Here is a 19679-nt window from a genome sequence, read left to right as displayed (position 1 = left end):
TGCGCGACGGGGCCGACGTCGAGGCCCGCGACGCACGGCGCCGCACCCCGCTGCTGCTCGCCGCGGCGGCGGACCACGTCGAGGTGGCGGAGCTGCTGGTGCACGTCGGCGCCGACCCGGATGCGGTCGACGACCGGTCCGACACCCCGTGGCTGGTCACGGGGGTCACGGGCAGCGTCGCGATGGGACGTCTGCTGCTCGACGCGGGCGCCGACCTCACCCTGCGCAACCGCTTCGGCGGTCTCTCGCCGATCCCTGCGAGCGAGCGCGGGCACGTAGCGTACGTCCGCTGGGTGTCGACGACCGACGTCGACCTGGACCACGTGAACGACCTCGGGTGGACGGCGCTCCTCGAGGCCGTCGTGCTCGGCGACGGCGGCCCCCGCCACCGGGCCGTCGTCCAGGCACTGCTCGACGCCGGCGCCGACCCGACGATCCGCGACCGCCGGGGGCGTACTGCGCTCCAGCTCGCCGAGGCCCGCGGCCTGAGCGGGATGGCGGCGGTCCTGCGCCGAGGCTGACCCCTGTGTCCGCCCTCGTGACGGACGCTCAGTCGAGCGCGCCGACCAAGGTCTCCTGCACGTAGCCGAGCCAGTCGTAGACGTCGACCATCGTGCTCACGGCGGGGTCGTCGCTCTCGGACAGCGCGAGCTGGTCGTCCTCGGAGTCGATGCCGAGGCGGACGGCGATGGAGAGCCTGATGTCGGTCAGGCTGCGCAGCCACGCCTGCACGTCGGCCGGGTCGAGCTCGACCTCCACGACGGTGTCCATCTCCTCCTCGTGATCGAGGCCGCCAGCCTCGAGCGACGCGATGAGACGCTCGGCGTTCTCGACCTTGGCGCTCGTGAGCGACCGCTCCGTGAAGCGGCGGAACTCGGCCGACTCCTCCGCGTCGTCGCCGTAGGCGTCGGGAAGGAGCCGGCGCAGCACCGGGTCCTCCGGTGGCAGCGACGGGCCACCCATGCCGAGCTGGACGGCGAGCGGGTCGGGGTCGGACTCGCTGGCACCGTTGCGGTCGCGCAGCAGCTCGACCACCTGCCCGGCCAGGTTGGCCAGCACGTGCGCCTCGTCGGGCTCGAACACGGCCACGACCCCGCCGCGTCGGCGGCGCTTGAAGGGACGCATCAGACGGAGTCCGACTTCTGCAGCGTCGCCCACAGGCCGTACTCGTGCATGGCCTGCACGTGCCGCTCCATCTGCTCGCGGCTGCCGCTGGACACGACCGCCCGCCCCTCGTGGTGCACCGCCAGCATCAGCTCGGTCGCCTTCTCCTCGGTGTAGCCGAAGTACGTGCGGAACACGTACGACACGTAGGACATCAGGTTGACCGGGTCGTTCCAGACGATCGTGACCCACGGGTCCTGGAGCGCGAGGCCGAGCTCGGACGCAGGCTCGTCGAGCTCGATCGGGGCCGGGGTGGTCACGCGTCCCATTGTGTCCCAGGGTCGCCGCTGACCGAAACGCGCCCGCGTGGGGGTGCCGCGTCCGACGGCGGCCCTACGCTGGCGAGGTGACCACGGCACTCCTCACCGACCACTACGAGCTCACGATGCTGCAGGCGGCGCTCGCCGACGGCACCGCGCACCGGCACTCCGTGTTCGAGCTGTTCGCGCGCCGGCTGCCGACCGGCCGGCGCTACGGCGTCGTGGCGGGCACCGGGCGCCTGCTCGACGCCCTCGAGGACTTCCGCTTCGACCCCGGCACCGTCGCCTGGCTGCGCGAGCGGGGTGTGGTCGACGACACGACGTGCGACTGGCTCGCCGACTACCGGTTCACCGGCGACGTGTGGGGCTACCCCGAGGGCGAGCTCTACTTCCCCGCGTCGCCGGTCCTCGTCGTCGAGGGGACCTTCGCCGAGGCGGTGGTCCTGGAGACGCTGTTCCTCTCGGTGCTCAACCACGACTCCGCCATCGCGTCGGCCGCCGCGCGCATGGTCGGCGCGGCCGACGGACGACCCTGCATCGAGATGGGCTCGCGCCGTACCCACGAGCGCGCCGCCGTCGCCGCCGCACGCGCTGCCTACGTGGCCGGGTTCGCGACCACGTCCAACCTGGAGGCCGGGCGCACGCACGGCATCCCGACGGCGGGCACCAGCGCCCACTCGTTCACGCTGCTGCACGACACCGAGCGCGACGCGTTCACGGCGCAGGTGGCGTCGCTCGGGACCGGCACCACCCTGCTCGTCGACACCTACGACATCGAGGAGGCGGTCCGCACCGGGATCGACGTCGCCGGACCAGGGCTCGGCGCCGTCCGGATCGACTCCGGCGACCTCCCGTCGCTGGCCCGGCGCGTGCGCGAGCAGCTCGACGGGCTCGGCGCCACGGCGACGCGCATCGTCGTCACCAGCGACCTCGACGAGCACGCCATCGCCGGGCTCGCCGCCGCACCGGTCGACGGGTACGGCGTGGGCACGTCGCTCGTCACCGGGTCCGGCGCCCCCACGTCGGGGTTCGTCTACAAGCTCGTCGCGCGCGCCGACGCGGGCGACGCCCTCGTCCCGGTGGCCAAGAAGAGTGCCGACAAGGCCAGCGTCGGCGGCCGCAAGTGGGCCCTGCGACGACTCTCGGCCGAGGGCACGGCGCAGGCCGAGGTGGTCGGCATCGGCGCGCCGCCGCACGACGACGGCGACGACCGCTCGCTCCTCGTGCCGTTCGTCGAGGGCGGCACGCGGGTGCACCACGACACGCTCGACGACGCGCGCGCACGCCATGCCGCGGCCATCGCCGAGCTGCCCGCCGCCGCGCACAAGCTCTCCGCCGGCGAGCCCGTGCTCGAGACGGTCTTCGAGCGCTGAACCGACCCCACCCCCACCTGTCGGGAGGACCCATGACCACGACCCACGACCCGTCCACGGCACTCGTCGTCGTCGACGTGCAGAACGACTTCTGCGAGGGCGGCTCGCTCGCCGTCGCCGGTGGCGCCGACCTCGCCCACCGGGTCGCGACACTCCTGCAGTCCGGCGAGTACGCGACCGTGGTGGCCACCCGCGACCACCACGTCGACCCCGGACCGCACTTCTCGAGCACGCCCGACTACGTGGACTCGTGGCCGCCGCACTGCGTCGTCGGCACCCCCGGCGCCGAGCTGCACGAGCCGCTGCGCGACGACCAGTTCGACGCGGTCTTCCTCAAGGGCGAGTACGAGGCGGCGTACTCCGGCTTCGAGGGCGTGACCTCCGACGGGGTCCCGATGGCTGCGTGGCTGCACGAGCACGGCATCACGACGCTCGACGTCGTCGGCATCGCCACCGACCACTGCGTGCGGGCCACGGCGCTCGACGGCGCCCGCGAGGGCTTCACGGTGCGGGTGATCGAGGGGATGACCGCTGCGGTCGACCCGTCCGGGCTGCCCGCGCTGCGCGAGGAGCTGCGCGCGGCGCGGGTCGAGGTCAGGGAGCGCTGACCGCCGACGCCGTGGGCGTCTGCGTGGGCTGGTCCGGCGCCGGGGGCAGCACGAACAGCAGCGCCCCGAGGGCGATCACCGGGATCGAGGCGAGCAGGTCGCGACGGGTGAGCGTGTGCTTCATGGCGCCAGCGTGACCCCGGCAGCGCAACGGCACCGGTCGCCGACGTGAACGTCAGGTGACCGGTGCCGGACGAGCGGGCTAGAGCAGCTCCTTGGCCAGCAGCTCGAGCGTCTCCTCGCGGGCAGGAGAGCGTCGGGGGTCCGCTCCGCGTCGGGCCGAGCCCACCGGGTGCAGCATGACCTCGTCGACCTCGAAGTGCTCCGCGAGCTCCCGCACCTGCCGGGCGGCGGTCTGCGGGTCGCCCAGCACCGGCCGTGTCGTGCCCGCGTCGACCATGGCCTGCTGCTGCGGTGCGAGCACCGCCTCCTGCGCGTCCTCGACGAGGTCGATCGCGGTGAGCGGCTGACCGGTGCGCAGACGCGCCATGTTCTGCAGGTTCGGCAGCGCCATGGCCAGCGCCTCCTCGGTCGTCGGGGCCACCGACGCGTTGACCGTGAGGAACGTCGTCGGGCGGTCCAGCAGGTCCGACGGGCGGAAGTGGGAGCGGTAGTGGGCCAGCGCCTCCTCGGTGCCCTGTCCCGAGAAGTGGTGCGCGAACACGTACGGCAGACCCTTGGCCGCGGCGAGCTGCGCGGAGTACATCGACGAGCCCAGCAACCACAGCCGGGCTGCCGACGTCGCCGCCGGCGTCGCCTTCAGCACGTACTGCTGCTGCGGGATCGGCACCCGCACACCGCGACCGTCCATGAGGGCCACGACGTCGTCGAGGTACTGGGGGAAGTTCTCGACGTCGGTGTCGTCGCGGCCCGCAGCACCACGCAGCGCCCACGACGTGACCGGGTCGGAGCCGGGGGCGCGCCCGATGCCGAGGTCGATCCGGCCGGGGAACGCGGCCTCCAGGAGCGCGAACTGCTCGGCGACGGCGAGTGGCGCGTGGTTCGGGAGCATGACGCCGCCGGAGCCCAGCCGGATCCGCTCCGTCGCGCCCGCCAGCACGCCGATCAGCACCGGCGGGCTCGACGCCGCCACGGCAGGCATGTTGTGGTGCTCGGCGACCCAGTAGCGCTCGAAGCCCAGCCGGTCGGCGGTCTGGGCGAGCGAGACGGCGGCCGCGACGGCGTCCGCGGTCGACTGGTCGGTGCGGACGGGGACGAGGTCGAGGACGGACAGGCGCATACCGGGGTCAACAACGTCGGGCGGTGAACCCTTCCCCGGGCGCCCGCTGCCGGGGCTGCCCGGGCCGGCGGCGCCGGCCCGTCCGGGCCTCCCCCGGGACGGGGCCCGGACGGACCCCGACGAAGGGTGACGTCACTCCCTCAACCGTCCGGCGGGGTCGAAGGTCACGGTCCCGGCGCGGAGAACGCTAGGCGGTCGAGGTGGTCACGTCGTCGGCCCGGCTGCCCGAGGGGAAGGTGCCGAGCCGCTCGACCATGAACCCGCCCGGGTAGCTGCGGATGCGGTGCGAGCGCCGAGGGTCGTACGGACGCCGGCGCGGCGGGAGGAGCCGGACCACCCGGCTGCGGGCACGGATGGCGCGCCGCGCCGCCCGCTGCACCCAGCGCGGGGGCGCCGGGTAGTCGAACGCCCGGCGCAGGTGGTCGTCGAGCAGCGCGATCGCGAACGTGCGCATCGCGGGGCGCAGCGGTCGCGGGTAGAACGTCGTGAAGAGGTCGAGCGTGGCGTCGGCGACCGCGCGCGAGCCGGGGTCGAACGCGAAGTGCGCCGCCTCGTAGCGGTCCATGTGCCGCTCGAACCCGGCGTAGTCAACGGGGATCCCGCGGATCCCCATGAGCCGCCCGAGCCGCCGGTAGTACTCGACCGCGGCCCGCAGCTCGGTCTCGGTGAGCCGACGCCATCCCAGCTCCTCGATCCACCGCACCGGTGCCACCACGAAGGTGCACAGGACGTAGAGCATGTCGTCGTTGGAGATGTCGTAGCTGCCGTGCATCTGGTTCATGCGACGGATCGCGGCGCGACCGTCCGGGTTCTCCATGCCGTCGTCGAGCACGGTCTCGAGCACGATGACGGTGTCGTCGTGCCGCTTCTGCGTGCTGCCCGTGAACTCGTCGGTACGGTGCAGGAGGCTGCCGATCGACGGCACCGCGTAGGTGCGGAACAACGCGAAGCTGAGGGCCTGCTGCAGGTCCCACGGGAACTCGTGGTGCCCGGTGATGCGCGAGATCTCCTCGTAGTCGACGGTCGGGTCGAGGGTCTCGACGTGCCGCACCCAGTGGTCGCGGGGCAGGAGTCCGGGGATGCGCATCACGCGGTCACCTCCTGCGCCGCCTGGGCCCGCAGCTCCCGCTTGAGGATCTTGCCCGCGCCCGACATCGGCAACGCGTCGACGAGGGTGAACGACCGAGGCACCTTGTAGCCCGCGATCAGGCCGCGGGCGTGGGTCTGCAGCTCGTCGGGGTCCGGGGCCGTGCCCGGCGTCGCGACGACGTAGGCGTGCACCTTCTCGCCGTACCGCTCGTCGGGCAGCCCGATGACCGCCACCTGCGCCACGGACGGGTGCTTGCTGAGGGCGCTCTCGACCTCGGCCGAGTACACGTTCTCACCGCCCGTGACGATCATGTCCTTGATCCGGTCGACGACGTAGACGTACCCGTCCTCGTCGACGTAGCCGCCGTCGCCCGTGTGCATCCAGCCGCCACGCAGGGCCGCCCTCGTCTCCTCCGGCTTGTTCCAGTAGCCCTGCATGACGTGTCCCCCGCGCACGCAGATCTCCCCCACCGTGCCGGTCGGGACCGGCCGGTCGTCGGCGTCGAGGATCCGCACCTCCGCGTGCAGCGCGGCGCGACCGCCGGACGAGAGTCGACGACCCTCGTGCTCGTCGGGCAGCAGCAGGGTGGCGACCGGCGACAGCTCGGTCATGCCGTAGGCCTGCGTGAGACGCACGCCCGGCAGGGTGGCCAGCGTGCGCTCGAGGACGCCGGTGGAGATGACCGATCCGCCGTAGAGCAGGCGCTGCAGCGACGACAGGTCGTGGTCGCCGACGGCCGGGTGGTCGACGAGCATCTGGATCATCGTCGGCACCAGGAGCATGTCGGTGACGCCGTGCCGCTCGATCGCGTCGAGCACGGCAGCCGGCTCGAAGAACGGCACCGTCACGTGGGTGCCGCCCTGCAGCACCTGCGACGTCCACGCGGCGAGGTCGGCCAGGTGGAACATCGGTGCCGCGTGCAGCAGGACCGAGCCGCGGCGCACGAGCTCGCCGGAGGCCATCGCGCCCATGGCCGACGTGACGAGGTTGGCGTGCGAGAGCATGACACCCTTCGGGAAGCCGGTCGTGCCGCCTGTGTAGAAGATGCCGGCGAGGTCGTCGCCCGAGCGGCGCGCGTCGTCGACGGGCTCGTGGGCGGCGACGAGCTCCTCGTACGACAGCAGACCCTCGGGCAGCACACCGTCGCCGCAGTGGACGACCGCGACGAGCGACTCGACCTGCTCGGTGAGCGTCGGCACGAGGGGCGCGAAGGCGTCGTCGACGAGCAGCACGGTGGTGCCGGAGTCGCGCAGGGAGTAGACGACCTCGGCGGGGCTCCAGCGGATGTTGACGGGGTTGACGACCGCGCCGGCCCACGGCACCGCCAGCAGGTACTCGGCGTAGCGGTCGCTGTTCAGCGACAGGATCGCCACGCGGTCGCCCTCGCGGACCCCCAGGCCGTGCAGCGCGGCGGCGAGCCGGGCGACGCGGTCGGCGTGCTCGCGGAAGGTGCGGCGACGGTCGCCGCACACGGTGGCGACGGCGTCGGGGCTGGTCTGGACGGCACGGTGGAGGCCTTGGGTGAGCTGCACATCGACTCCTCGGAGGACGCGGGTGGCGTGCGCCAGGTCACTCTTGTTGGCGCACCGCCAACAATGGCACTCCGTGGTGGCGCCGTCAACGGTCGGGTGCGCGGTGGGGCTGCGCAGCGATGCGTGGTCGTGGCAGGCTTCGGCGGGTGACGACGAGCCCCGCCGGCCCCCGCTTCCAGCGCCTCGACGCGGACCGACGCCGCGCCGAGATCCTCGCGGCCGCCACCGCGGCGTTCGCGGCCCGCCCCTACCCCGCCGTCTCCCTCGCCGACGTCGCACAGGAGGCCGGCGTCGCGCGCGGCCTCATCAACCACTACTTCGGCACGAAGCGCGACCTCTACCTCGAGGTCGTGCGCGAGGCGTCGACCGTCCCGTCGGTCGCCGTCGAGGAGCTGCCGGACGGGACGCTCGAGGAGCGCATCGACGCCGCCGTGGCCTGGTACCTCGACGCGCTGCAGGAGTCGGGCACGACGTGGATCGCGGCCGCCGACCCGTTCGTGATGGGCCGCGACCCCGAGCTCGAGGCGATCCTGACGGAGGCCGAGAACATCACCGTCGACCGCGTGCTCGACGCCGTCCACCTCGGCGACGACGCGGCCCACCGCGACCTGCTGCGCGCCCTCGTGCGCACCTACGGGCACCTCGCCCGCTCCGCCGCCCGCGAGTGGCTCCTCCACGACGCCCTCACCCGCCCCCAGGTCCATACCCTCCTGCGCCGCACCCTCCTCGCGATCGTCGACGACGTGGTGCCGGAGGTCCTGGGGGGCTGAGGCTTGGCTCTCGACCTGCGGCTGCGCGGGTCGGGATTCTCGCTCGACCTGCGGCTGCGTCGGTGCGGCTTCTCGTCGACCTGCGCTCCGAAAAGGCCTCGACCGGGCGGTTGGCGACCGCGCTGGTCTGGGGTCTCGGGCTGCGAGTCGCGCTCGGGGTGGACGCAGGATTCTGCGTTCTCGCCCCCTGAGCGGTAGTTCTGCCACCGCATCGCCCTTGGCGGTGGATCTGCCACCCTTCTGAGCGCTCGAAGGGTGGTGGATCTACCGCTGAGGGGCCAGACGTGGCAGTGCTTCTCCCTTCTCGTGGACCGTGCCACGAGAAGGAAGAAGCATTGCCCACCCCACCCCCAAGGGCGCCCACAATTCTTCCTTCGCGCGCTGGAGGTCGAACGCTTCTGCGTTGACGACGGAATCCCGTAACAGACGCAGAAGGCTTGGCCCTCCGACGCACGAACGCAGAATCTTGCGTCCAACCCGAGCCACAGCCCGAGAACCCGAGCCACCTCGCCACCCAGCCGCCCGGTCGAGGCCCTTGCGGAGACCACCTCCAGCGCCAGCCGAGGCAGCGCAGCAGCACGACGAGACCCCCTGCGGCAGCGCACCAGCAAGCCCAGACCCCCTGCGGCAGCGCAGCACCAAGCCCAGACCTCCCGAGGCAGCGCACCAGCAGGGTCACGCCGACCGCAGCCCCGCAGGTCAGAGCACGTCGCGCAGGAACCTCGCCGTCACGTCGACGGCCTGGGTGGCGGCGGGGCTGACGCCGGGGAGGCTCACGAAGCCGTGGAGGGCGTCGGGAAACTCCTGCAGGACGACGTGGACGCCCTGCTCGCCGAGGGTCTCGGCGTAGCGGCGGCCGTTGTCGGAGAGCGGGTCGTGGCCGGCGACGAGGACGAGGGTCGACGGCAGCCCGGCGTGCGACTCGGCGCGGATGGGCGAGGCGCGCCAGTCGAGGGTGCCGTGCTGGTCGCGCAGGTAGAGGCGGACGAAGGCGCGCATGTTCGCCGACGACAGCACGGGCGCGTCGGCGAACTCGTCCTCGCTCGGCCACCGGTCGTACATCTCGACGCCCGGGTAGATGAGCACCTCCGCCTTCAGCGCGGGCGCCCCGGCGTCCCGCGCGAGCAGCGCCGTCGTCGCGGCCAGCCCGCCGCCGGCGCTGTCGCCCATGACGGCCACCCGGTCGGGGTCGACGTCGAGCTCCTCCGCGTGCTCGACGACCCACTGCAGCGCCGCCCACGCGTCGTCGACGGCCGCCGGGAACGGGTCCTCGGGCGCGAGACGGTAGTCGAAGGAGAGGACCACGGCGCCGGTCCGGGCGGCGACCCGGCTCGCGAACCAGGCCGACTGCTCCGGGTTGCCCTGCACCCAGCCGCCGCCGTGCAGGTTCAGCACGACCGGCGGCGCCGACCCGGGGCTCGCGGCGCCGGTCGGGCGGTGCTGCAGGAAGCGCCGTGCCCGGCCGTCGACCTGCACGTGGTTCTCGGTGGTGCGCACCGACGGGTCGGCCGTGCCGAACAGCCAGCGTCCGACGGCGCTGCGCTGCAGCCCGAGCCGTTCGCGCCGTGCCTTGTGGAGGTCGTCGACCTCCTCGATGGGCGTGGAGCCGAGACGGACGAGCACGCCGAACACACGGGTCCTGAGAGGAAGCGCCATGCCCTCACGCTAGTGCCGCTCAGCCCGACGCGCGCAGGGCCCATCGTCGGAGCAGGTCGATCCGGCGCTGCAGCTGCTCGACGGTGGCCTGCGCCGCGGCGGGCCCTCCGGTCTCGGTGCGCAGCTGCGCGTGGGTGACGCCGTGCGGCTGCCCCGTGCGGTGGTGCCAGGCACCGACGAGGCCGTTGAGCTCGCGGCGCAGCTCGCTGCGACGCTCGTGCGCGACGTCCTCCGCGGTCCGGGTGGCGGCGCGAGGAGCTGCCGCCGACGCCTTCGACCGCTTGGCGCGCAGCAGCTCGGCCACCTGGTCGGCCTCGAGCAGGCCGGGGATGCCGAGGAAGTCGAGGTCGTCGTCGTCGAGGGAGTCCGAGATCTGCGCGGCGTACTCGCCGCCGTCGAAGAGCACGCGGTCGAAGTCGGCCTCGCTGCCGAGCGCCTGGTAGGTGCCCTGCTCGAGCTCGGCCGACGCCGACTCCCCCGCCTGCGCCCGGGCCAGCATCTCGGCCTCCGCGGCGAACAGGTCGTCCTCATCCTTCACCGGCCGGCCGACGACGTGGTCGCGCTCGACCTCGAGGTCGGCGGCGAGCGCCAGCAGACCGGCGACGCTGGGCAGGAACACCGACGCGGTCTCGCCCCGACGCCGGGCGCGCACGAAGCGGCCCACGGCCTGCGCGAAGAACAGCGGCGTGGCGATCGTGGTGGCGTACACGCCGACGGCGAGCCGCGGCACGTCGACCCCCTCGCTCACCATCCGCACGGCGACCATCCACGGCGACATCGACGCGGAGAACTCGGCGATGCGTCCGCTCGCGCCGGCCTCGTCGGAGAGCACGACGGTGGGCCGCTCCCCCGTCAGGTCGGTGAGCAGGCGCGCGTAGGCACGGGCGGAGTCCTGGTCGGAGGCGATGACGAGACCGCCCGCGTCGGGGATGTCGCGCCGGACCTCCAGGAGCCGTCGGTGCGCGGCCCGCAGCACGGTCGGCATCCACGCCCCCTCCGGGTCGAGGGCGGTCCGCAGGGCCTGGGCGGTGGCGTCCTTGGTGAGCGGCTCGCCGAGCCGGGCAGCCACCTCGTCGCCGGCGCGGGTGCGCCAGTGCATCTGTCCGGAGTAGGCCATGAACAGCACGGGCCGCACGACGCCGTCGCGCAGCGCCCGCCCGTAGTTGTAGGAGTAGTCGGCGACGCTCTGCTTGGTGCCGTCGCGCTGCGGCTCGTAGGTGACGAACGGGATGGGGCTGTCGTCGGAGCGGAACGGGGTGCCGGTGAGCGAGAGCCGACGCACCGCGCCCTCGCAGGCCTCCTGGACGGCGTCGCCCCACGACAACGAGTCGCCGGCGTGGTGCACCTCGTCGAGGATCACCAGCGTCTTGCGGGCGTCGATCCGTACGCGGTGCCCGTTCGGGTTCACCGACAGGCCGGCATAGGTGACGCAGTAGCCGTCGAAGCCCGGGGCCAGCGCGCCCGAGAGCGCCGGCTCGAGCCGGATGCCGAGGCCCGACGCGGCGAGCGCCCACTGCGTCTTCAGGTGGTCGGTCGGGGTGACGACGACGATGCGCTCGACCACACCGCGGTGCATCAGGTCGGCCGCGATCGTCAGGGCGAACGTGGTCTTGCCGGCGCCGGGCGTCGCGACGGTGAGGAAGTCGCGCGGCTCCCTGCGCGAGTACAGCTCGAACGCGTCGCGTTGCCAGGCCCGGAGGCGCTGGCTAGGCATCCGAGCCGGAGCCGCCCTCGTCGCCGGGCTGCATGCCCTCCCAGATCTCCTTGCACTCCGGGCAGACCGGGAAGCGCTGCGGGTCACGGCTGGGCGTCCACACCTTGCCGCAGAGCGCGACACAAGGGGTGCCCATGACCATCGCCTCGGTCAGCGTGTCCTTCGGGACGTAGTGGCTGAAGCGCTCGTGGTCACCGTCCTCGAGCCGCTCGTCCCCGCGCAGGTCGGTGCGCTCGTCCTGGACCGTCTGGGTGCCGCTGCCGAAGAATCCCACGTCGCTCATCGTAACGTCTGCGAGCCACCGGTCGAGCGCCCCCGGACCCGGGTCGTGGACGTGCGGCTCAGTTGAGGCCGGGATCCTCGGGATAGGTGGAGAGCAGGCGGACGTCGTCGTCCTGGCGCAGCAGCACGTCGCGCCACAGCCGCTCGGGCACGGGCGACAGTAGGTCGTCGTCACGCGCCTCGACGACGAGCCACGCGCCCTCCTCCAGCTCACCCTCGAGCTGCTCGGGACCCCACCCGGCGTACCCCGCGAACACGCGCAGGCCCCGCAGCGCGCCGCCCTGCGGCGGTGGCCCGTCGAGGTCGACGAGGCCGAAGGAGCCGGTCATCGCCCGCCAGCCGGGCACGGGCACGGCCGAGGGACCGAGCACCCCGACCGCGAGCGCGGCGTCGGTGGCGACCGGCCCGCCCTGGAAGAGGCAGTCGGGCGCCCCGACCACGGCGGCCCAGGCCGGCAGGACGTCCTCGACGTCGGCCTCCAGCGGATGGTTGAGGACCACGCCGAGCGCGCCGTCCTCGTCGTGGTCGAGCAGCAGGACGACGCTGCGCGCGAACGGGCCGGCAGCGATCTCCGGGGTGGCGACGAGGAGTCGACCGGCGAGCGTCTCCATGCCCCCTATGATGCCCGCATGTCAGTGACGGAGGGGCCATCCGGGCCGGACGACGCCGACGGGGACGTCGAGTTCACCGTCGACGAGCTCGCCGCGCGGGCGAACATGACCGTCCGGAACGTCCGCGCCTACGCGGCGCGAGGACTGATCGAGCCGCCTCGACTCGAGGGCCGCACCGGCTACTACCACCGAGGGCACCTGCAACGGCTGCAGCTCGTGCGCGACCTGCTCGACCGTGGGTACACGCTGGCGGCCGTCGAGAAGGCGGTGTTGTCGAGCCCGGCGTCGGCGACCGCCCCGGCGCTGGACCTGCTGCACCTGCTCGACGAGCCCTGGAACGACGTCGAGCCCGAGCTGATGAGCCGCGACGCGCTGGCCGCGCTCGCGAACGTCGGCCGCGACGACGGCCTCATCGAGGCCCTGGTCGAGTTCGGGCTGGCGGCCTGGGTCGAGGACGACCACGAGTCGGTGCTGCTGGTGCAGCCGGCGATCGTCCGCAACGGTGCCGCCGCCGTCGCCCTCGGTCTGCCCCCGAAGGACATCATCGAGCTGTTCCCGCTGCTGCAGCGCAACCTGCGCGAGATCGCGGACTCCTTCGTCGAAAACGCCGTGAAGGCGATCGCCCAGCCGTTCCTGAACCGCGGGCTACCGCCCGAGGAGGCGCCGGAGGTCCTGGGGGCGGTCGAGAAGCTCCTGCCCGTGGCGAGCCAGGTCACGTACGCGATGTTCCGCAAGGAGCTGGCCGCGGCGATCGACGCCGAGATCGGCCAGCAGCTGGCCGAGGTGGGCCTGCGCGGTCGCAGCGCTCCCGCAGACGCCGACGGCTGACCCGCACGCCCGGCACGAAGGGGATCACCCCGCCCGCGCCGGGAGGGAGGGAGAAGGCGCGGACGGGGTGACGTCAGGGGGACCGCTCAGGCGGCGAGGGCGTTGCGCAGCCGGGCGATGAAGGCGCTCGCCCGACCCTCGCCGTCACGCGACGGGAGGGTGTCGACGGGTGCGTGGACGGCGCGGTCGCGGGCCTCGGCCACGATCCGCTCGCCCTGGCCGAGCAGGTCGGGGTGCCAGCTGGAGACCCCGGCGGAGACGGCCAGCAGGGCCTGCTCCTTGGCGAAGGCCTTCGCGAGCTCGGGGCGGTCGCGGTGGGCGTCGAGCAGCGCCCGTGCGCCGGGCATGGCGGCAGCGGCCGCGACCCAGGCCTCGACGGCGACCGTCGCCGGGGCGTCGCCCTCGAGCACGGTGCGGTCGAGCTGGCCGCTGAGCCGCTGGTACCAGGCCATCTGGACGTCGAAGAGGAGGGAGAGCTCGTCGCCGAACGCCTCGCGGGCGCCGGGGGTGGCATCGAGCAGCTGGTCGGCGGTGTCCTCGCGGCGGCGGTCGGCCAGCTGCAGGACCCCGCGGAGGGCGGACTTGCGACGGTTGTAGGCATCCCAGGTCATGGAGGTGCTCCTTTCGGGGGACCGTCGTTCGAGGGAACATACCCTCGGTACGTACTTCGAGTATGTTGTGTCTGCGCAGGTCAGGCAACCTGGCGTGCTGTGAGGCTCACCACCACGCGTGCGTAGGATGGGCGCCATGACCAGTCCCGCGAAGGTGCAGAAGAAGGTGCTCCGCGCCGCCCGCAGCACGACCCGCCGGACGGGCTACTCCTCGAGCACCAAGCGCGCCCTGCTGGAGAACGCGACCCAGCTGTTCGCCGCGCACGGCTACGCGGGCACGTCGCTCGACGAGGTCGTCGCGGCCGCCCGCGTCACGAAGGGTGCGCTCTACCACCACTTCCCGAGCAAGCTCGCGCTGTTCGAGAGCGTCTTCGACCGGCTGCAGGAGAAGGCCACGCGCGAGATCGAGAAGCGGATCGACACCGCCGACGACCCGTGGGAGCGCGCCCAGATCGGCCTCGAGGGCTTCCTCGAGGTGTGCCGGGAGCCGCAGTTCCGCCGCATCTGCCTGCAGGAGGGCCCGGTCGCGCTCGGGCACGAGCGCTGGGCCGTCGCCGAGCGCGCCGCCTCCTACGGCATCGTCAAGCGCACGGTCGACGCGCTGCTCGACGACCTCGGCGGGGCGAACGAGCTGAGCGAGGCCTACGCCGCCATCTTCTTCGGCGCCATCCGCTCGAGCTCGGAGTACGTCGCCGACGCCGACGACGCGGAGCAGGCGTCGGCCGAGGTGCTCGCCTCGATCAGCGGCATCCTCGCGGGCATGCGGCTGCTGCCGTCGCTCACCGACCCGCACGCCGAGGCCTGACCCCTCCCGGTCGACCTCTCCCGGTCAGCCCCTCCCGATCAACGCAGGGAGACCGCGCCCGCTCCCTGCGGGACGAGCTCGATCCACGTCTTGCCGGGGTCGATGGTGAGCGGCGCGCCGTCCTTCGTCGTGAACGAGAGGGTCGAGCGGTTCACCTTCTTGCGCCAGGTGGTCTCCACCGCGCCATCCGCGGTGAGGACCACGGCACGACCGGAGCCCTTCATCCGCGTCTCGGGCACCGGGTTGCCCGCCGGGTCGGTGTAGCCCGCGTCGCCGACCTTGGCGAACATCACGACGAGGGTGTCGGCGCGGAACTCGCGGGAGGCGTGGCCGTTCGTGCGCACCCAGTGGCCCTTCGAGAGCTTCCACTGCGTCGTGGAGGAGCCCGAGAAGCGCACGGAGGCCCGGGTGACCCGGCGTGGCTTCGTCCCGGCCGACGGTGAGGCCGAGGGGGAGGCGGACGGCGACGCCTCGGTGCCGCCGGCGGGCGTCCAGTCGAGGTAGGGGCCCGGGATGTCGCTGGGCTTGGCCCGCTTGAGCCGCTGCAGGTCCACGAGCCGGTTGTAGGGGCGCACCTTGGCGGGGTCGCTGCTGAACCCCGGCGCGCCCTCGTCCTCGGAGAACACCTTGAGACCGGCCTTCTTGACCAGGCCGTAGGTGCCGGACGCGCCGCCCGAGGCGACGATCTGCCCGCCGACCGGCGAGGCGATGCCGATGTCGGTCGCGCGCATCGACCGCACGTGGCCGACCTTGCGCGGCAGGTTCGAGTAGTACAACGCCGCGAGGCGGGTCAGGCCGCCCTCGACGAGCTCCTCGACGACGAGGTCGGCCTGGTCGAGCCCGACCTGCGGCGCGCCCGCGTCAGTGTTCTCGATCTTGACGAGGAACACCGGGTTCTTCGGCCGACCGTCGCGCAGGACCTCGCCGGTGAGCGGTGACGTCTCGACGATGGTCCCGCCGGCACCCTTCGACGGCTCGGGAGCCGCCTTCGTGTCCTGGCCCGAGGAGCACCCCGAGAGCACGAGCCCGAGGGCCAGGACCGGGGCGACGACGGGGGCCAGGACGGCGAGGCGGTGCTTCGTCATGACCTCCACCCTGCCTGACGAGCGGCGCCCGACGTCGGACCCTGCGCCGGACGACGCGCAGGTGTCGGCACCGGCTGACACGATGGGGCCGTGCCCGAACCCACGCCCTCCGACGACCGCGCCGACGCGCCGTCGAGCCGGCTGGTCGACGACCCGCTGAGCACGGTCGCGCCGGCCACGCGGGAGTGGTTCGAGGGCGCGTTCAGCGCACCCACCCCCGCGCAGGCCGAGGCCTGGGCCGCGATCGCGGAGCGCCGTCACGTGCTCGTGGTGGCGCCCACCGGCTCGGGCAAGACCCTCGCAGCCTTCCTGTCCGCGATCGACCGGCTGCTGCACGAGCCGACGCCGGAGAAGGAGCGCCGCACCCGCGTCCTCTACATCTCCCCGCTCAAGGCGCTCGCGGTCGACGTCGAGCGCAACCTGCGGTCGCCGCTGGTCGGCATCACGCAGGTGGCGGCGCGCCGCGGCGACACGTTCTCCGACGTCCGGGTCGGCGTGCGCTCGGGCGACACGTCGGCTCGCGACCGGCGGGCGCTCGTCACCAGCCCGCCCGACATCCTCATCACCACCCCCGAGTCGCTGTTCCTCATGCTCACGTCGGCGGCCCGCGACACGCTGCGTGGTGTCGACACCGTCATCGTCGACGAGATCCACGCGGTCGCGGGCACCAAGCGCGGCGCGCACCTGGCGCTGTCGATGGAACGTCTCGACGACCTGCTCGACGAGCCGGCGCGACGCGTCGGGCTGAGCGCCACGGTCAGCCCGCACGACGAGGTGGCCCGCTTCCTGGGCGGGCGCGCCCCCGTCCACGTCGTGGCTCCCCCGTCGCCGTCGCGCCTCGAGCTCGACGTCGTGGTTCCCCTGGACGACATGACCGAGCTGTCCCGGCCGCCGTCGGCGCGCGGTGCGCAGGAGGCCGAGGTCGTGCGCGACGAGGGGTCGGCCGCGCGGTCCATCAGCGACCCGCTCGCCGACGACAACGGCGGCAGCATCTGGCCGTTCATCGAGCACGACGTCGTCGAGCGGATCCTCCAGGTGCGCTCCACGATCGTCTTCTGCAACTCCCGCGGGCAGGCGGAGCGACTCACCGCGCACCTGAACGAGCAGTGGGCCGACCGCGAGGCCCGCGCGGAGCCGGAGACGACGAGCACCCTGCCGCCGAGCCGGGTGTCCGGCGTGAGCGGCACGGCGTCGGGGCGCGGCGACGCGCAGGAGGTCGGTGCCCTCGCCCGTGCCCACCACGGGTCGGTCAGCAAGGAGCAGCGGGCGCTCATCGAGGACGACCTCAAGTCGGGCCGGCTGCGCTGCGTCGTCGCCACCTCGAGCCTCGAGCTCGGCATCGACATGGGCGCCGTCGACCTCGTGGTGCAGATGTCGACGCCCCCGTCGGTCGCGAGCGGGCTGCAGCGGGTCGGTCGCGCCGGCCACCAGGTCGGCGAGGTCTCGCGCGGTCTCGTCTACCCGACCACGCGCCACGACCTCGTGGGCGCCGCGGTCACGGCCGAGCGGATGCGCGCCGGCGCCATCGAGCGGCTCGCGGTACCGGCGAACCCGCTCGACGTCCTGGCCCAGCAGACCGTCGCGGCCTGCGCCCTGGAGCCGGTCGAGGTCGAGGCCTGGTTCGACGTGGTCCGACGGTCCGCGCCGTTCGCTGCCCTCCCCCGCTCTGCGTACGAGGCCACGCTCGACCTCCTGGCCGGGCGGTACCCGTCCGACCGGTTCGCCGAGCTGCGACCTCGGCTCGTCTGGGACCGCGACGCAGGCACCATCGTGGGGCGGCCGGGCGCGCAACGGCTCGCCGTCACGAGCGGCGGCACCATCCCCGACCGCGGGCTGTTCGCCGTGGTGCTGGCCGACGGCGTCGACGAGGGACCGTCCAAGCGGGTCGGCGAGCTCGACGAGGAGATGGTCTACGAGTCCCGTGTCGGCGACGTGTTCGCGCTCGGGGCCACCAGCTGGCGCATCCAGGAGATCACCCACGACCGCGTGATCGTGACCCCGGCGTTCGGCGAGCCCGCCCGGCTGCCGTTCTGGCGCGGCGACGCCGCAGGCCGCCCGGCCGAGCTGGGCGAGGCGATCGGCGCGTTCCTGCGTCGGGTCACGGAGGGCCACGCCCCCGAGCACCTCGACGAGCGGGCCCGGTTCAACCTCATGGCCTTCCTCGACGAGCAGCGCGAGGCCATGAGCACGCTGCCGACCGACCGCACGCTGGTCGTCGAGCGCTTCCACGACGAGCTCGGCGACTGGCGGGTCGTGCTGCACTCCCCCTACGGCCGTCGCGTGCACGCGCCGTGGGCGCTGGTCGTCGCGGCGCGCGTGCTGGAGCGGTACGGCGTCGACGGCTCGGTCGTGGCCACCGACGACGGCATCGTCGCGCGCATCCCCGACACCTCGTCGCCCTGGGCCGCCGACGACCCCGACCCGGAGGCCGCCGGCGTGCCGGGTGCCGACCTGTTCACGCTCGACGTCGACGACCTCGAGCGCGTCGTCACGGCCGAGGTCGGCGGCTCTGCGCTCTTCGCGTCGCGCTTCCGCGAGTGCGCGGCGCGCGCCCTGCTGCTCCCCCGCCGCAACCCCGGCGCCCGGGCCCCGCTGTGGCAGCAGCGTCAGCGCGCGGCCCAGCTGCTCGACGTCGCGCGCGAGCACGCCGACTTCCCGATCCTGCTCGAGACGGCGCGCGAGTGCCTGCAGGACGTGTACGACCTCCCCGCTCTCACCACGCTCGCCGAGCGGGTGGCGCAGCAGGACGTGCGCATCGTCGAGGTCGAGACGTCGACGGCCTCGCCGTTCGCCCGCACGCTGCTGTTCGGCTACGTGGCCACCTTCCTCTACGAGGGCGACACGCCGCTCGCCGAGCGGCGCGCGGCCGCGCTGTCGCTCGACCCGACGCTGCTCTCGGAGCTGCTGGGCCGCGCCGAGCTGCGCGAGCTGCTCGACCCGGAGGTGCTGGAGCGCACCGAGGCCGAGCTGCAGCGACTCGCCGAGGACCGTCGTCTGCGCGGTGTCGAGGGCGCCGCCGACCTGCTGCGGCTGCTGGGTCCGCTCACCACCAACGAGGTCGACGCGCGCCTCGTCGACGACGCCGTGCCGGCCCTCAAGGAGCTGCAGGACGCCCGTCGTGTCGTGGAGCTGCCGGTGGCCGGCGAGCCGCGCTGGGTGGTCGTCGAGGATGCGGGCCGGCTGCGTGACGCGCTCGGGGTCGTGGTGCCGCTCGGCGTCCCGGACGCGCTCCTGCAGCCGGTGGCCGATCCGTTGGGCGACCTCCTCTCGCGCTACGCCCGCACCCACGGCCCGTTCACGGCCGACGAGGCGGCGGCGCGGTTCGGTCTCGGCCGTGCCGTGGTGCTCGACGTGCTGCGTCGGCTCACCCGCGACGACCGGCTCGTCGAGGGCGAGTTCCGCCCGGGTGCTGCGGGCACCGAGCACGTCGACACCGACGTGCTGCGCCGGCTGCGCAGCCGCTCCCTCGCGGCCGCGCGACAGCAGATCGAGCCCGTCGAGCCGCGCACCTTCGCCCGGTTCCTGCCCTCCTGGCAGGAGGTCGGCGGGTCGCTGCGCGGCCTCGACGGCGTGCTCGCCGTGGTCGACCAGCTCGCCGGCGTGCCGCTTCCCGCGTCGGCGTGGGAGTCGCTGGTGCTGCCGTCGAGGGTCCGTGACTACAGCCCGGCCCAGCTCGACGAGCTGCTCGGCGCGGGCGAGGTCGTGTGGACCGGGGCGGGCACGCTCGCCGGCAGCGACGGCTGGGTGCAGCTGCACCCGGCCGACCTCGTGCTGCCCGCCCGGCGCGATCCGGTCGAGCCCGACGAGCTCGGCCTGCGCGTGCTGTCGCTCCTCGAGGACGGTGGTGCGTACCTCTTCCGCCAGCTCACCCAGGGTCTGACCACCGACGACGGCAAGCCGGTCTCCGACGACGCGGTCGTGGAGGCGCTGTGGCAGCTGGTCTGGTCGGGTCGGGTGGCCGGCGACTCCTACGCCCCGGTCCGCGCCCGGCTGGGTGGCCGCGGCGCGCACCGCTCACGCGGCGGCTCCACGCCACGCGCGCGGCTGCAC

General features: G+C 73.5%; 19 protein-coding genes. 7 read left to right on the top strand and 12 right to left on the bottom strand.

The window, feature by feature from the left end:
- The coding region (locus NH339_RS12050; protein ID WP_374208286.1) for an ankyrin repeat domain-containing protein at positions 1–521 on the top strand (521 nt) is incomplete at its 5' end.
- A gap of 28 nt (positions 522–549) precedes the next feature.
- Here the strand turns inward: NH339_RS12050 and NH339_RS12045 are convergent.
- The gene (locus tag NH339_RS12045) at positions 550–1125 is read right to left on the bottom strand and encodes a DUF2017 domain-containing protein (RefSeq protein WP_253025612.1); all 576 of its coding nucleotides are present in this window, start codon (positions 1123–1125) and stop codon (positions 550–552) included.
- Positions 1125–1433: an ATP-dependent Clp protease adapter ClpS gene (gene clpS, locus NH339_RS12040; RefSeq protein WP_253025611.1), complete on the bottom strand. Its 309-nt coding sequence runs from the start codon at positions 1431–1433 to the stop codon at positions 1125–1127. The genes NH339_RS12045 and clpS overlap by 1 nt, the downstream gene beginning before the upstream one ends.
- Positions 1434–1510: 77 nt before the next feature.
- Between clpS and NH339_RS12035 the strand changes: the two genes are divergently transcribed.
- Positions 1511–2797 (top strand): nicotinate phosphoribosyltransferase, encoded by a 1287-nt coding sequence (locus NH339_RS12035; protein ID WP_308207069.1) that lies wholly within the window; start codon positions 1511–1513, stop codon positions 2795–2797.
- Positions 2798–2829: 32 nt separating this feature from the next.
- Positions 2830–3405, top strand: coding sequence for an isochorismatase family protein (locus NH339_RS12030; RefSeq protein ID WP_253025610.1), 576 nt, complete (start codon positions 2830–2832; stop codon positions 3403–3405).
- On the opposite strand, the gene NH339_RS12025 is transcribed toward NH339_RS12030, so the two are convergent.
- From NH339_RS12025 to NH339_RS12010, 4 genes are all read right to left on the bottom strand, one after another.
- Positions 3392–3529 carry a hypothetical protein gene (locus tag NH339_RS12025; protein ID WP_158509182.1) on the bottom strand — a complete coding sequence of 46 codons (138 nt, stop codon included), beginning with the start codon at positions 3527–3529 and terminating at the stop codon, positions 3392–3394. The genes NH339_RS12030 and NH339_RS12025 overlap by 14 nt on opposite strands.
- 78 nt (positions 3530–3607) lie before the next feature.
- Positions 3608–4645 (bottom strand): LLM class flavin-dependent oxidoreductase, encoded by a 1038-nt coding sequence (locus NH339_RS12020; protein WP_253025608.1) that lies wholly within the window; start codon positions 4643–4645, stop codon positions 3608–3610.
- A gap of 187 nt (positions 4646–4832) precedes the next feature.
- Positions 4833–5732: an oxygenase MpaB family protein gene (locus NH339_RS12015; protein WP_253025613.1), complete on the bottom strand. Its 900-nt coding sequence runs from the start codon at positions 5730–5732 to the stop codon at positions 4833–4835.
- A complete protein-coding gene (locus NH339_RS12010; protein WP_253025606.1) occupies positions 5732–7267 on the bottom strand; it encodes a long-chain fatty acid--CoA ligase in 1536 nt (511 codons plus the stop codon). Before NH339_RS12010 ends, NH339_RS12015 begins: the two co-directional genes overlap by 1 nt.
- 146 nt (positions 7268–7413) lie before the next feature.
- On the opposite strand from NH339_RS12010, the gene NH339_RS12005 reads away from it, so the two are divergent.
- Positions 7414–8037: a TetR/AcrR family transcriptional regulator gene (locus NH339_RS12005; protein WP_253025604.1), complete on the top strand. Its 624-nt coding sequence runs from the start codon at positions 7414–7416 to the stop codon at positions 8035–8037.
- A gap of 699 nt (positions 8038–8736) precedes the next feature.
- Here NH339_RS12005 and NH339_RS12000 read toward each other — a convergent pair.
- From NH339_RS12000 to NH339_RS11985, 4 genes are read right to left on the bottom strand one after another with little or no spacing between them, the layout of a single operon-like run.
- Complete coding sequence (locus NH339_RS12000) at positions 8737–9693, bottom strand: alpha/beta hydrolase (RefSeq protein ID WP_253025602.1); 957 nt, start codon at positions 9691–9693, stop codon at positions 8737–8739.
- A gap of 19 nt (positions 9694–9712) precedes the next feature.
- Positions 9713–11407, bottom strand: coding sequence for a DEAD/DEAH box helicase (locus NH339_RS11995; protein ID WP_253025600.1), 1695 nt, complete (start codon positions 11405–11407; stop codon positions 9713–9715).
- On the bottom strand, positions 11400–11690 hold the full coding sequence (locus NH339_RS11990; protein WP_253025598.1) for a DUF3039 domain-containing protein: 291 nt from the start codon (positions 11688–11690) through the stop codon (positions 11400–11402). The genes NH339_RS11995 and NH339_RS11990 overlap by 8 nt, the downstream gene beginning before the upstream one ends.
- Positions 11691–11748: 58 nt before the next feature.
- Positions 11749–12300, bottom strand: a complete 552-nt coding sequence (locus tag NH339_RS11985) for a YqgE/AlgH family protein (protein ID WP_253025597.1) — start codon at positions 12298–12300, stop codon at positions 11749–11751.
- Positions 12301–12318: 18 nt separating this feature from the next.
- On the opposite strand from NH339_RS11985, the gene NH339_RS11980 reads away from it, so the two are divergent.
- Positions 12319–13128, top strand: coding sequence for a MerR family transcriptional regulator (locus NH339_RS11980; protein ID WP_253025595.1), 810 nt, complete (start codon positions 12319–12321; stop codon positions 13126–13128).
- Between the two features lie 86 nt (positions 13129–13214).
- On the opposite strand, the gene NH339_RS11975 is transcribed toward NH339_RS11980, so the two are convergent.
- Positions 13215–13739: a hypothetical protein gene (locus tag NH339_RS11975; protein WP_253025593.1), complete on the bottom strand. Its 525-nt coding sequence runs from the start codon at positions 13737–13739 to the stop codon at positions 13215–13217.
- A gap of 136 nt (positions 13740–13875) precedes the next feature.
- Between NH339_RS11975 and NH339_RS11970 the strand changes: the two genes are divergently transcribed.
- Complete coding sequence (locus NH339_RS11970) at positions 13876–14544, top strand: TetR/AcrR family transcriptional regulator (RefSeq protein WP_253025591.1); 669 nt, start codon at positions 13876–13878, stop codon at positions 14542–14544.
- Positions 14545–14582: 38 nt separating this feature from the next.
- Here NH339_RS11970 and NH339_RS11965 read toward each other — a convergent pair whose 3' ends face one another.
- Positions 14583–15629: a DUF3048 domain-containing protein gene (locus NH339_RS11965; RefSeq protein WP_253025589.1), complete on the bottom strand. Its 1047-nt coding sequence runs from the start codon at positions 15627–15629 to the stop codon at positions 14583–14585.
- A 90-nt stretch (positions 15630–15719) separates the two neighbouring features.
- Here NH339_RS11965 and NH339_RS11960 point away from each other — a divergent pair.
- Positions 15720–19679: ATP-dependent helicase (locus NH339_RS11960; RefSeq protein ID WP_253025576.1), on the top strand; the 3960-nt coding region annotated here is incomplete at its 3' end.

Source organism: Aeromicrobium sp. CnD17-E (genome assembly GCF_024124745.1).
Lineage (GTDB): Bacteria > Actinomycetota > Actinomycetes > Propionibacteriales > Nocardioidaceae > Aeromicrobium.
This window is presented reverse-complemented; position numbering and strand designations above follow the sequence as displayed.

What these genes read in the sequence shown, in the direction of transcription:
- NH339_RS12045 (WP_253025612.1), bottom strand. Translation starts at nt 1,125, where the DNA reads ATGCGTCCCTTCAAGCGCCGCCGACGCGGCGGGGTCGTGGCCGTGTTC.
- clpS (WP_253025611.1), bottom strand. Translation starts at nt 1,433, where the DNA reads ATGGGACGCGTGACCACCCCGGCCCCGATCGAGCTCGACGAGCCTGCG.
- NH339_RS12030 (WP_253025610.1), top strand. Translation starts at nt 2,830, where the DNA reads ATGACCACGACCCACGACCCGTCCACGGCACTCGTCGTCGTCGACGTG.
- NH339_RS12025 (WP_158509182.1), bottom strand. Translation starts at nt 3,529, where the DNA reads ATGAAGCACACGCTCACCCGTCGCGACCTGCTCGCCTCGATCCCGGTG.
- NH339_RS12020 (WP_253025608.1), bottom strand. Translation starts at nt 4,645, where the DNA reads ATGCGCCTGTCCGTCCTCGACCTCGTCCCCGTCCGCACCGACCAGTCG.
- NH339_RS12015 (WP_253025613.1), bottom strand. Translation starts at nt 5,732, where the DNA reads ATGCGCATCCCCGGACTCCTGCCCCGCGACCACTGGGTGCGGCACGTC.
- NH339_RS12000 (WP_253025602.1), bottom strand. Translation starts at nt 9,693, where the DNA reads ATGGCGCTTCCTCTCAGGACCCGTGTGTTCGGCGTGCTCGTCCGTCTC.
- NH339_RS11995 (WP_253025600.1), bottom strand. Translation starts at nt 11,407, where the DNA reads ATGCCTAGCCAGCGCCTCCGGGCCTGGCAACGCGACGCGTTCGAGCTG.
- NH339_RS11990 (WP_253025598.1), bottom strand. Translation starts at nt 11,690, where the DNA reads ATGAGCGACGTGGGATTCTTCGGCAGCGGCACCCAGACGGTCCAGGAC.
- NH339_RS11985 (WP_253025597.1), bottom strand. Translation starts at nt 12,300, where the DNA reads ATGGAGACGCTCGCCGGTCGACTCCTCGTCGCCACCCCGGAGATCGCT.
- NH339_RS11980 (WP_253025595.1), top strand. Translation starts at nt 12,319, where the DNA reads ATGTCAGTGACGGAGGGGCCATCCGGGCCGGACGACGCCGACGGGGAC.
- NH339_RS11975 (WP_253025593.1), bottom strand. Translation starts at nt 13,739, where the DNA reads ATGACCTGGGATGCCTACAACCGTCGCAAGTCCGCCCTCCGCGGGGTC.
- NH339_RS11970 (WP_253025591.1), top strand. Translation starts at nt 13,876, where the DNA reads ATGACCAGTCCCGCGAAGGTGCAGAAGAAGGTGCTCCGCGCCGCCCGC.
- NH339_RS11965 (WP_253025589.1), bottom strand. Translation starts at nt 15,629, where the DNA reads ATGACGAAGCACCGCCTCGCCGTCCTGGCCCCCGTCGTCGCCCCGGTC.